Source organism: Bacillus cereus group sp. BfR-BA-01523 (genome assembly GCF_022662615.1).
Classification (GTDB): Bacteria; Bacillota; Bacilli; order Bacillales; family Bacillaceae_G; genus Bacillus_A; species Bacillus_A mycoides.
On the sequence record NZ_JAKUDX010000005.1, the window covers coordinates 307,165 to 319,886 of the forward strand.

Sequence of the window (12,722 nt, forward strand, 5' to 3'; positions counted from 1 at the left end):
AATATTTTCGGCATGCTCATTTTTTCCCTAGTAAACCCGTTTTTTCTGAATGTCGAAAAATAGTTTCTTCATATTTACAAACGAGAATATAGAGTTTTAAATGTTTTGATAGTATTTTATAAATTATCTAAATAATTATTTGTATCAAATAATTTTAAACAGTGATATAATTTCGAAGAGGGGTAAAAAACAGATAAATTATAGTCGTAGGGGTGAATTACATGGAACAATTAATGCGAAATTCGTTTCTTTTCTTATCTAAAAATAAAGCGCTAACAAAACTGGCTAAAAAGTACGGTTTACGCTTTGGTGCAGGTCGCTTCGTCGCAGGGGAAACGATTGAATTAGCGACAGCTGCAATTAAAGCATTAAATAAGCAAGGTCTTTGTGTAACGATCGATTATTTAGGTGAATTCGTTGATAACGAAGCGGAAGCAAATGAAATGGCTAGCGAATCGATTGAAGCGATTCGTGCAATTGGAAGAGAAGGTCTTAATTCGCAGCTTTCTTTAAAGATGACTTCTATGGGATTAGATATCTCTGATGAAATCGTAATGAACAATATGCGCCGTATTTTAGAAGCTGGAAAAGAAAACGGTGTGTTTATTACAATTGATATGGAAGACTATACGCGCTGCGGAAAAACAATTGATATCTTTAAACAATTAAAATCTGAATACGATAATATTGGTACAGTTATTCAAGCTTACTTATATCGTACAGAAAAAGATATGGAAGAATTAAATGCTTATAGTCCTAATTTACGTCTTGTAAAAGGAGCTTATAAAGAACCTGAAGAGGTAGCGTTCCCGGATAAGAAAGATGTAGATGACAATTATAAAAAAATTATTAAAATGCACTTATTAAATGGAAATTACACTGCAATTGCTTCACATGACGAAGCGATTATTGAATATACGAAAAAACTTGCGGAAGAACACAACATTCCAAGGGATCAATTTGAATTCCAAATGTTATTTGGTATTCGTACAGAGCGTCAACTTGAGTTAGTAAAAGAAGGTTACAAAATGCGCGTTTACGTGCCTTATGGAAACGACTGGTATGGCTATTTCATGCGCCGTCTAGCAGAACGTCCAGCAAACGTTGCGTTCGTATTAAAAGGTATGATCAAAAAATAACCAAGGAGAAAATACTCCTTGGTTATTTTAATTGCTGAAATGCGTAGTGCGCCATTTTCTTCGTATCAGGATATAGCTGCGTACGAGTAGAAGATAACACGACGTTAATGACGCGTTTACCGTCTTTTTCATCAACTGTTACGACTGTGTATTTTCCGAGTGCTGATAAACCGCTTTTACTTCCAATCGCATATGAATCATCATATAGTTCTTCCCGTCCATAGTTTGCGATTTTCGGAGAACGCTCTGAAGTATGTAGTGTTGTATGTATTGAATTCATATATTCTAAAACGATCGGATACTTCAAGGCTTCTTTCGTAATAATAGCAATGTCATATGGTGATACTTTATTTCCAAGTGCATCAGCACCGCTTGCGTTTTTGAAAGTCGCATGTTTTGTCCCAAGTTCCTTCGCCCTAGCGTTCATCATTTTCACAAACTCATTTTTTGATCCTGCGATATGTTCTGCAATTGACTCAGCGATTGGGTCTGCACTAATAATAAGCATAAGTTTTAATGCCTCATCACGTTTTAATTTTTCACCCGCGCGAAGCTTAATCTTCTTACTTTGACTTTCCGTTTTAATCGCATTCTCTGTAACTGTAATTTCTTCATCTTCTTTCACATTTTCTAGTAAGAGTAAGGTGGTCATCATTTTCCCTATACTAGCCGGATAAGAGCGTTCATCTTCCCGTTTTCCATACAAAATTTCACCTGTGTCTGCATCGATTGTAATCCCGTATTGCCCAGTAATGTTAGGCTGATCTGCTCTTACAACTTGTTGCCTTTGTGCATAAGAGAAGAAAATCATCCCTGTAAATAGTGTGGCAATCATTACAATCATAATTATTGTTCGTTTCATCGTCGTTCCCTCTTTTGTTTTCCATATGTACAAATAAATTGGGCAGAAAAAGCAGCCATTAATCATTATGCCACGTTCTCTGCCCAAAAATATACCGTTATTTTTCGCCCATATTATGCTTCTTATATTGTTGGTTATTACTTTGACGCCCTTTTTCAACACCGTGATTATGCGGACCTGCATTTCCAGTTACACTTGCTGCGCTAATTCCAGCTTTTGAAGGGTTCTTCTTAAGTTTTGCCATATATATTCCTCCAGTTTCGTCAGATTATAAAAAGGAAAAGTGCATTTTGATGAAGAAAATACACATGTATAGCATAGCCAAATGAAAGAAATATATTTATTTCAGAAAATTTTATCAATAAATATATTGCGAAAATTCAAACTGTATCATATATTTATTAGTAGAGGCTCACTCATTGATTGCGACTTATGTCGAAAAATTGAATGAGCATTCATTCAAGAATAGGGGGAGAAATGGATGTTCCAAATTAAAAAGGCTGCTGTTCTAGGTTCAGGCGTAATGGGTTCAGGGATTGCGGCACACTTAGCTAATATTGGTATTCCGACATTATTGCTTGATATTGTACCACCGGCGCTTACGAAGGAAGAAGAGGCGAAGGGACTTACATTAGAACATAAAAGTGTGAGAAATCGTTTTAGTAATACGGCTGTGCAAAAACTATTAAAGCAAAAACCAGCTCCTCTGACAGTGAAAGGAAATTTAGCACTGATTGAAGCAGGTAACTTAGAAGATGATCTTGAGCGTCTAGCTGATGTAGATTGGATTATTGAAGTAGTAGTTGAAAACTTAGATATAAAGAAGAAACTATTTGAAAAAGTAGATGCTGTTCGTAAACCAGGCTCAATTGTGAGCTCAAATACATCAGGCATTTCCGTTGAAAAAATGGCAGAGGGTCGTTCAGACGACTTCCAGAAACACTTCTTAGGAACACACTTTTTTAACCCACCACGATATTTAAAACTTCTAGAGGTAATACCGACGAAAGAAACTGATCCACAAGTATTAAGCTTCATGAAACTATTTGGCGAAGACGTTCTTGGAAAAGGCGTTGTTATCGCAAAAGACACACCAAACTTTATTGGAAACCGCATCGGTACGTATGGCTTGCTTGTAACGCTTCAAGAAATGATTAAGCGTGGCTATAGCATTGGAGAAGTTGACTCTGTAACAGGTCCATTAATTGGTCGTCCGAAGAGCGCAACGTTCCGTACATTAGATGTTGTTGGTTTAGATACATTTGTACACGTTGCAAATAACGTATATGAAAATGTACAAGAAGAAGAGCGCGATGTATTTAAAGTACCTGCTTTCATGCATGACATGCTTGATAAAAAATGGCTTGGAAGCAAAACAGGTCAAGGCTTCTTCTTAAAACAAGGAAAAGAAATTTTAGAACTAAATCCTGAAACGATGGAATACGAAGCTCGCAAGAAATTAAAAGCTGCATCTATCGAGTTAAGTAAACAAGAAAAAGGTTTATCGAATAAATTGAAAGCGCTTGTATACGCGAAAGACCGCGCAGGAGAGTTGTTATGGAACATCATCACACCAACTCTTTTATACTCTGCAAAACTTCATAAAGAAATTGCTGACGATATCGTTGCAATTGACCAAGCGATGAAGTGGGGCTTCGGCTGGGAGCAAGGGCCATTTGAAGTTTGGGATGCAATCGGCGTTGAAAAGTCCGTTCAAAAGATGGAAGAAAACGGCGTAGTTGTTCCGACTTGGGTGAAAGAAATGTTAGAGAAAGGTTTCACTACTTTCTACAAACACGATAACGGAGATAGCTACTATTACGATAATGGCGAATATAAGCTAATCGAACGTAATAAAAAGGCAATTTCTCTTAAACAATTAAAAGCGAAAAATGGCGTATTAAAGAAAAATAGCGGAGCGAGCTTAATCGATTTAGGCGATGGTATCCTTTGCTTAGAATTCCATTCGAAGAGCAATGCAATCGGTATGGATATTACGCAAATGATTAACTACGCTGTTGATGAAGTAGAGAAAAATTATAAAGGTCTTGTTATCGGAAACCAATCGAAGAACTTCTGCGTTGGTGCGAACCTTGCAATGATCTTAATGGAAGCACAAGACGACAACTACTTTGAAATTGAGTGGGTTGTGAAAAACTTCCAAGATGCAATGACGAAAATTAAGTACTCTTCTAAGCCAGTTGTAGCGGCGCCATATGGTATGACGCTTGGCGGCGGTACAGAAGTTTGTTTACCAGCAGCGAGTATTCAAGCTTCTAGCGAAACATATATGGGCTTAGTAGAAGTAGGTGTTGGCTTAATCCCTGGCGGAGGCGGTAACAAAGAGTTATACATTAAACACTTAAACAAAATGGCAAACGGTGTAGAATTCGACTTACAAAAAGTTGCGAATAAAGTATTCGAATCTGTAGCGATGGCGAAAGTTTCTACATCAGCACAAGAAGCTATATCGAACAACTTCTTAGGCGATAAAGACGGTATTAGTGTGAATGGTGATCACTTACTATATGATGCGAAACAAAAAGCACTTTCTTTATATGAAGCAGGTTATAAAGCACCTATCCGCAAAAAGATACCAGTTGTTGGTGAGACAGGATATGCAGCGCTTGTACTTGGTGCAGAGGCAATGCATTTATCAGGTTACATTTCTGAACATGATCTGCACATTGCGAAGAAACTGGCATATGTCATTGCGGGCGGAAAAGTGCCGTACGGAACAGAAGTTGATGAGCAGTATTTATTAGATGTAGAACGTGAAGCATTTATTAGCTTAGTAAGTGAGATGAAATCACAAGCAAGAATGCAGCACATGCTTGTAAAAGGAAAACCATTACGTAACTAATAACGAGGGGAGATATCGTTCATGAGAGAAGCTGTCATTGTTGCGGGAGCAAGAACACCAATTGGAAAAGCAAAGAGGGGTTCATTAAAAACAGTTCGTCCTGACGATTTAGGGGCGTTAGTAGTAAAAGAAACGTTAAAGCGTGCGAATTATGAAGGACCAATCGATGATTTAATTTTCGGTTGTGCGATGCCAGAAGCAGAGCAAGGTTTAAATATGGCTCGTAATATCGGCGGGCTAGCAGGACTTTCTTACGATGTTCCAGCTATTACAATTAACCGTTACTGTTCTTCAGGTTTACAAAGTATCGCTTACGGAGCAGAGCGCATTATGCTTGGTCACTCTGAAGCTGTATTATCAGGCGGAGCGGAATCAATGAGTTTAGTTCCAATGATGGGACACGTTGTTCGTCCGAATAGTCGCCTTGTAGAAGCAGCACCAGAATATTATATGGGTATGGGGCATACAGCAGAGCAAGTTGCTGTGAAATATGGAATTTCTCGTGAAGAACAAGATGCATTTGCAGTAAGAAGTCATCAACGTGCTGCGAAAGCATTAGCTGCAGGGAACTTTGCGGATGAAACAGTATCTGTAGATGTGACGTTACGCTCGGTTGGATCAAACAACAAACTGCAAGAAGAAACAATCATTTTCGCACAAGACGAAGGTGTAAGAGCAGAGACGACGCTAGACATTTTAGGTAAATTACGTCCAGCATTTAACGTTCGCGGTTCTGTAACGGCTGGTAACTCTTCACAAATGAGTGACGGTGCAGCATCTGTACTATTAATGGATCGTGAAAAAGCAGTGAGCGATGGCATGAAGCCACTTGCAAAATTCCGTTCATTCGCAGTAGCTGGAGTACCACCAGAAGTAATGGGAATCGGCCCAATTGCTGCAATTCCGAAAGCGTTAAAATTAGCTGGTTTAGAGCTATCTGATATCGGTCTATTTGAACTAAATGAAGCATTTGCTTCTCAATCTATCCAAGTTATTCGTGAACTTGGTTTAGATGAAGAAAAAGTAAACGTAAACGGCGGTGCAATCGCACTTGGACATCCACTTGGCTGTACAGGAGCAAAACTAACACTATCTCTTATTCACGAAATGAAACGTCGCAACCAACAATTCGGTATCGTAACAATGTGTATCGGCGGCGGAATGGGAGCAGCGGGAGTGTTTGAATTACTATAAAAAAAGTGGAAGCGGCTCGCTCAGAATGTGAGGGGGATGGAGCTTCAGACGAAGAGGCGCTGTTTGCCTCGTAGGAAGAAGCGAAGCCATCGAACATTCTAGTCGCTGGAACTGGATTATAAAAAAAGTGCAGGTGGCTTGCTCAGAACAGGAGGGCGTTGGAAGCCCTGACGAAGAGGCGCTTTTTGCCTCACAGGAAGGGGGAAACGACCGACTGTTCTAGCCGCTGGAACTGGATTATAAAAAAAGCGTAGGCGGCTCGCTCAGAACAAGAGGACGCTAAAGCAAAGAATGGAAGCAACAAAGGTTTATAAAAAAAATGAGAGCCAGCTTCTTTCAAAATGAGAAAAGCGGCTTATGAAAATATGAAGGAGGAAATTTTCATGGAAAAAACAGTAGGAAATGCGGTTAAAGGCGGTAGCTTTTTAGTAGAGGAGATTACGATTGATCAAGTGTTTACGCCAGAGGATTTTTCATCTGAGCATAAAATGATTGCAAAAACGACAGAGGACTTTATCGTAAATGAAGTTCTTCCAGAGCTTGAATATTTAGAGCAACATGAGTTTGATCGTTCTGTTCGTCTTTTAAAAGAAGCTGGGGAACTTGGTTTATTAGGCGCTGACGTACCAGAAGAGTATGGCGGAATTGGTCTTGATAAAGTAAGCTCAGCGTTAATCGCAGAGAAATTCTCTCGCGCTGGTGGTTTTGCAATTACTCACGGTGCTCACGTAGGTATCGGATCATTACCAATCGTATTATTCGGTAACGAAGAGCAAAAGAAAAAGTATTTACCATTACTTGCAACTGGTGAAAAATTAGCTGCATACGCATTAACAGAGCCAGGTTCAGGATCTGACGCATTAGGTGCAAAAACAACGGCACGTTTAAATGCAGAAGGTACACATTACGTATTAAATGGTGAAAAGCAATGGATTACAAACTCTGCATTCGCTGACGTATTTATCGTATACGCAAAAATTGATGGAGAGCACTTCTCAGCATTTATCGTAGAGAAAGAATATGCTGGCGTATCTACAAGCCCAGAAGAAAAGAAAATGGGTATTAAATGTTCTTCAACTCGTACGTTAATTTTAGAAGATGCATTAGTACCGAAAGAAAACTTACTTGGTGAAATCGGTAAAGGTCATATTATCGCGTTCAACATTTTAAATATCGGTCGTTATAAATTAGGTGTTGGTACAGTTGGATCTGCGAAACGTGCAGTAGAAATTTCAGCACAATATGCAAATCAACGTCAACAATTCAAACAACCAATCGCTCGCTTCCCATTAATTCAAGAGAAACTTGCGAATATGGCAGCGAAAACATATGCAGCTGAAAGCTCTGTATATCGTACAGTAGGTTTATTCGAAAGCCGCATGAGCACATTATCTGAAGAAGAAGTAAAGGACGGTAAAGCAGTAGCAGCTTCTATCGCTGAATATGCAATCGAGTGCTCTTTAAATAAAGTATTCGGTTCTGAAGTGTTAGATTATACAGTAGATGAAGGTGTTCAAATTCACGGTGGTTACGGATTTATGGCAGAGTACGAGATTGAAAGAATGTACCGCGATTCTCGTATTAACCGTATTTTCGAAGGCACGAACGAAATTAACCGCCTAATCGTACCAGGTACGTTCTTACGTAAAGCGATGAAAGGTGAATTACCATTACTACAAAAAGCACAAAAATTACAAGAAGAGTTAATGATGATGATGCCAGAAGAAGTAGGCGATGAGCCATTAGCACTTCAAAAATATTTAGTAAAGAACGCGAAGAAAATCGGCTTAATGGTAGCTGGATTAGCTGCTCAAAAATACGGTAAAGCATTAGATAAAGAGCAAGAAATTCTTGTGAATATCGCTGACATCGTAAGCAATCTTTACGCAATGGAATCAGCTCTTCTTCGTACAGAAAAAGCAATTAAAACAACTGGTCTTGAAAAGAATAAACAAAAAGTGTTATACACTGAAGTATTCTGCCAAGAAGCATTCAACGAAATCGAAGCAGATGCGAAAGAAACACTTATCGCAGTTGAAAATGGCGACATGCTGCGCATGATGTTATCATCATTACGCAAATTAACTCGCCACACACCACTTAATGTAATTCCGAAGAAACGTGAAATTGCTGCGAAAATTTTAGAAGATGAGCGTTATACAGTTTAATAGATAAGAGAGAACCAGTGGCCTGTTGGCTGCTGGTTTTTTTATCGATGGATTCTTGAGAAGGGCTGTTTTACATATGTATTTGTAAACGGATTTTTTTAATGGAGGTAAAGGAGATGAAGTTAATAAGAGTAGGAACAGTTCATCAGCTCGCATTTTTACCGCGTCTCTTTCCAATTAACTGTTACTTTGTCGAAGAAGAAACAGGATTAACTTTAATTGATGCTGCTTTACCATTTTGTGCAAAGAAGATTTTAGAAGCGGCTCGAAAAATAGGGAAACCGATTACGAATATCGTTATTACACATGCGCATGATGACCATATAGGAGCACTTGATGCGATAAAACAAGAGCTGCCGGATGTTACGGTTTATATTTCTAAAAGAGATGCTCATTTACTTGAAGGAGATATGGCACTGCAAAATGGAGAACGAAACACACCGATAAAAGTGGGTGTGTCCAAAAAGATAAAGACGATTCCAGATATTCTTCTTCAAGAGGGTGATCAGATTGGTTCTCTTTTAGCGATTGAGACTCCAGGTCATACACCAGGTTCAATGGCGTTTTTAGATACGAGGAACGATGCACTAATTGTTGGAGATGCATTTCAAACGAGGGGCGGGATAGCGGTAGCGGGGCAATTGAAGTGGCTTTTTCCGTTTCCTATGTTTGGTACTTGGGATGCAGAAGTTTCATTAACAAGCGCTCAGAAATTGCTGGAGTATAAGCCGTCTATATTGGCGACGGGGCATGGGAAGATGATTAAAGATCCGTTAGTGCAAATGCAGAAAGCGATTGAAGAAGCGGAAAGGAATTTAATGAGAAAGAGCCTCAAAAAATTTTGAGGCTCTTTTTTGCTAGATGATATTATTTTGTAGGCTTTAGAAATGTATATATCGCTAATACGAAGTTGAAAAACATAAATACGAAAGGGTCTTGGCTTGGATTCGGATCATAATTTTTTTGAGTGTTTATAAGACATTCTAGTGGTATTTCTAGATGTCTTTTTTTTATGAATATGATTTAAAAAGAATCAAATAATAAATGGTGAATGAACAAAGAAAGGTAGGAGTATTTTATGCAAAACTTAACAGAGCTTGAAGTTGAAAACTTACGTCATTTAATTGGTGGTCATGCGACGATTATTAACAAATTGGACCAGTATGCACAGGCTTGTACAGACCCACAGCTAAAGCAAATGCTACAAAAGGATGCACAAGATGCACGAAATACGAAACAGCAATTAATGACTTTTTTAGGATAGGGGGAAAAGAGAAATGAATGAAAAAGATATGGTAAATGATTATTTAGCAGGGTTAAATTCAAGTTTAACAAGTTATGCAAATTATATTTCTCAGTCTGATAATGAACAGTTACATCAAACGTTAATTCAAATTCGTAATCAAGATGAATCCCGTCAACGTAATATGTATGAATATGCAAAGCAAAAAAGTTATTATAAGCCGGCAGCACCTGCTAATCCAATGATTGTGCAGCAATTGAAAAGTCAATTAAGTGCGGAATAGTGTGATGAAAAAAACGAGCGAATGGATTCGCTCGTTTTTTTGTTTGGTATATGTCAATAAATACATAAAAAATATTTTTCCGGTTGTAACAAATATGACGAAAATGTAATATGACAATTCACAAAAAGGACAAAAACTTTGCTCAACATTTCACAAAGTATCCATGGTTTCTATCGTGAGAACCTCTATAATTAGGGGTGTAAAGAACGAAAGAAATAGACTACATGATCAATTAGGAGAGATTGCTATGAATAGAAACACAAGAAAAATTGCAATTATCGGTACTGGATTAGTTGGATCAAGCTGTGCGTATTCCATTGTAAACCAAGGGATTTGCGAAGAGCTATTGTTAATTGATATAAATCATGAACGTGCAGTTGGAGAAGCGATGGACTTATCACATTGCATTAACTTTACAAATACAAGAACAAAAGTATATGCAGGAAGTTATGAAGACTGCAAAGATATGGACATTGTCATTATTACAGCAGGACCAGCGCCGAAGCCTGGACAAAGTCGTTTAGACACTTTAGGAGCCAGCGCTAAGATTATGGAGGGTGTTGTTGGCGGCGTAATGGAAAGTGGATTTGATGGCATTTTCTTACTCGCATCGAACCCAGTTGACATTATTACATATCAAGTGTGGAAGCTATCTGGATTACCTAGAAATCGTGTGATTGGTACAGGTACATCACTAGATTCTTCTCGCTTAAGAACAATTTTATCTGAAATGTTACATGTAGACCCTCGTAGTATTCATGGGTATTCATTAGGAGAACATGGTGATTCTCAAATGGTTGCCTGGTCTCACGTAACTGTTGGTGGAAAGCCGATTTTACAAATTTTAGAAGAGAAAAAAGACCAATTTGGTGAAATAGATTTAGATGAAATTGTTGAGAAGACTGCAAAAGCTGGATGGGAAATTTATAAGCGCAAAGGAACTACTTATTACGGAATCGGAAATTCTTTAGCTTATATTGCGCGCTCAATTTTCAATGATGATCACCGTGTTATCGCTGTTTCAGCCATTTTAGATGGTGAATATGGCGAATACGATATTTGTACAGGAGTACCAGCAATTATTACTAGAGATGGTATAAGAGAAGTGGTAGAACTAAACTTATCAGAAGATGAAGAAAGTCGCTTTGCAAAATCAAACGATGTTTTACGCGATTATATGAAAACAATTGGTTACTAAATTATAGGAGAAGGTGAAACAAATGAAGGAATATATAATGTCTCGTGTGTTTAAAGCTTCTGCCGGAATCGCACAGGGTATTTTCGTATCCCTTGGAATTGGTTTACTGATCGAAAATATAGGAAGAATTGTTGATATACCATTACTTATTACAATCGGAGTTGTTGCAAAATCACTTATGGCACCAGCAATTGGAGCCGGGATTGCCTTTATGCTCGGTGCAAACGGACTCGTAATTTTCTCAGCGATGGTAGCTGGAGCAATTGGAGCTGGTTCAATTTCAATTACTGAAGCTGGTCTCATCATTAAAACAGGTGAACCAATCGGTGCATTATTAACAGCGACTTTAGCAGTTTATATTGGTAAACGATTAAGTGGAAAAACTGCTTTAGATATGATGCTCGTTCCATTTGCAGCAATATTAGGTTCTGGTTTAGTCGGTATTTGGTTAGCTCAAAATATTAGCCCAGTTTTAAATACAGTTGGAGCATTCATTAAAGATAGTTCAGCTGGTAGCCCGTTTATCGCTTCTATCGTGATTGCTGTAGTTTGGGGATTGTTACTTATCTCTCCAGCTTCATCAGCTGCGTTAGCGATAGCACTTAGCTTAGACGGCGTTGCAGGCGGTGCAGCACTTGCAGGATGTGTTGCTCAGTTTATCGGATTCTCTGTTATTTCAGCGAAAGAGAATAATTTAGGTGGCATATTAGCTCAGGCACTTTGTACTCCAAAAGTACAGTTGCCGAACATTACTAAAAATCCAATGATTCTCATCCCAACTGTCGTCGCCAGTGCTATAGTGGGTCCAGTATCAGCATTAATTTTCCAACTGGAAGCAGGAAAAGAAATTGCAGGTCTTGGATTAAGCTCTCTTATCGCACCAATTAATTTAATTTCCAGCCAAGGGTGGGAAGTTGTCCCAGCGATGGTAATCACTTATATCATCATTCCAGTAGCTGTTTCTTATATACTGTACATTGCTCTTAAAAAAGCAGGTCGTATTCATTCTGGTGATATGACTGTACCGCAATCTTAATTTGAAAATCTCCTTAATAATAGATAAAAGCAGACTGAGAAGACACAGTCTGCTTTTTTACATTTTATGATTTTGTTTTACTGGAACTGTTACTGTTTCTTTTGCTAATAAGAGCTGGACACCGAAGTATAGTACGCTTGCGAGCGTCATTCCAGAAATGGCGTCTACAAATGCATGCTGCTTCGTAAATAATGTTGATAAAATAATAAGCGTACCGAAGAAAGTAAGGATGTAATATTCCAAAGTATGCTGTTCCTTGCGCTTAAAGGCAGCTAACATAATTACAAATGTCGTAAGGACATGAATGCTTGGGAAACAGTTTACTGGATGATCAATACTATAAATATAGCGGACTAGTTCGGAAAATACGTCTGTTCCAACGACGGTTGGGCGTGGTACAGTTGTCTGCCAAAAAAAATAAATCGAAAAACAAGCAAGTTTTCCAAGAATTACACTACTTAAAGTGACATAATATTGCTTTCGATCAGCAAAACAGTAATAAATAAGTGCACCGTATAAGTATGGAAACCAAAGTAAGTAAGGAATAATAAATGCTTTCACAAATGGAATCCAATCATCTACTACAGTTGTTACATCTACTGCGTGAACAGTAGATTTATTTAATACATCGTAAAGGGGACTTACGAGTACGAGTAGAAGTATATAACTTAACGGAAGAAGAGATGAAAGTTTAAATTTCTTCATGATAATCTCCTATGTTTTAGTAATGTAAATA

At 38.2% G+C, this 12,722-nt stretch carries 12 protein-coding genes; 9 read left to right on the plus strand and 3 right to left on the minus strand.

Going from position 1 to position 12,722, the window contains the following annotated elements; translation table 11 throughout:
• Nucleotides 1–221 precede the first annotated feature (221 nt).
• Complete coding sequence (locus MR066_RS16200; RefSeq protein ID WP_002034609.1) at nt 222–1,139, plus strand: proline dehydrogenase family protein; 918 nt, start codon at nt 222–224, stop codon at nt 1,137–1,139.
• 22 nt (nt 1,140–1,161) lie between these two features.
• On the opposite strand, the gene MR066_RS16205 is transcribed toward MR066_RS16200, so the two are convergent.
• Both MR066_RS16205 and MR066_RS16210 read right to left on the minus strand, forming a co-directional pair.
• Nucleotides 1,162–2,001: a D-alanyl-D-alanine carboxypeptidase family protein gene (locus MR066_RS16205; RefSeq protein WP_002143652.1), complete on the minus strand. Its 840-nt coding sequence runs from the start codon at nt 1,999–2,001 to the stop codon at nt 1,162–1,164.
• 97 nt (nt 2,002–2,098) lie between these two features.
• Nucleotides 2,099–2,245, minus strand: a complete 147-nt coding sequence (locus MR066_RS16210; protein WP_002034611.1) for a YuzL family protein — start codon at nt 2,243–2,245, stop codon at nt 2,099–2,101.
• Between the two features lie 237 nt (nt 2,246–2,482).
• Between MR066_RS16210 and MR066_RS16215 the strand changes: the two genes are divergently transcribed.
• The 8 genes from MR066_RS16215 to MR066_RS16250 all read left to right on the plus strand — a co-directional run bounded on the left by MR066_RS16215 (nt 2,483) and on the right by MR066_RS16250 (nt 11,986).
• Nucleotides 2,483–4,864: a 3-hydroxyacyl-CoA dehydrogenase/enoyl-CoA hydratase family protein gene (locus tag MR066_RS16215; RefSeq protein ID WP_242247734.1), complete on the plus strand. Its 2,382-nt coding sequence runs from the start codon at nt 2,483–2,485 to the stop codon at nt 4,862–4,864.
• A 21-nt stretch (nt 4,865–4,885) separates the two neighbouring features.
• Entirely contained in the window at nt 4,886–6,058 is a 1,173-nt protein-coding gene (locus tag MR066_RS16220; RefSeq protein WP_001206332.1) for an acetyl-CoA C-acetyltransferase, read from the plus strand.
• 383 nt (nt 6,059–6,441) lie between these two features.
• Nucleotides 6,442–8,226, plus strand: a complete 1,785-nt coding sequence (locus MR066_RS16225; RefSeq protein WP_002145035.1) for an acyl-CoA dehydrogenase family protein — start codon at nt 6,442–6,444, stop codon at nt 8,224–8,226.
• Between the two features lie 116 nt (nt 8,227–8,342).
• A complete protein-coding gene (locus MR066_RS16230; RefSeq protein ID WP_242247735.1) occupies nt 8,343–9,071 on the plus strand; it encodes an MBL fold metallo-hydrolase in 729 nt (242 codons plus the stop codon).
• A gap of 233 nt (nt 9,072–9,304) precedes the next feature.
• Nucleotides 9,305–9,490, plus strand: coding sequence for a hypothetical protein (locus MR066_RS16235; protein WP_001180550.1), 186 nt, complete (start codon nt 9,305–9,307; stop codon nt 9,488–9,490).
• A 13-nt stretch (nt 9,491–9,503) separates the two neighbouring features.
• Nucleotides 9,504–9,752 (plus strand): spore coat protein, encoded by a 249-nt coding sequence (locus tag MR066_RS16240; RefSeq protein WP_002034620.1) that lies wholly within the window; start codon nt 9,504–9,506, stop codon nt 9,750–9,752.
• A 247-nt stretch (nt 9,753–9,999) separates the two neighbouring features.
• Nucleotides 10,000–10,950, plus strand: coding sequence for an L-lactate dehydrogenase (locus MR066_RS16245; protein ID WP_033713146.1), 951 nt, complete (start codon nt 10,000–10,002; stop codon nt 10,948–10,950).
• 22 nt (nt 10,951–10,972) lie between these two features.
• Nucleotides 10,973–11,986 carry a PTS sugar transporter subunit IIC gene (locus MR066_RS16250; protein ID WP_002143642.1) on the plus strand — a complete coding sequence of 338 codons (1,014 nt, stop codon included), beginning with the start codon at nt 10,973–10,975 and terminating at the stop codon, nt 11,984–11,986.
• 57 nt (nt 11,987–12,043) lie between these two features.
• Here MR066_RS16250 and MR066_RS16255 read toward each other — a convergent pair whose 3' ends face one another.
• Nucleotides 12,044–12,691 (minus strand): phosphatase PAP2 family protein, encoded by a 648-nt coding sequence (locus MR066_RS16255; RefSeq protein WP_016102225.1) that lies wholly within the window; start codon nt 12,689–12,691, stop codon nt 12,044–12,046.
• Between the last annotated feature and the right edge of the window lie 31 nt (nt 12,692–12,722).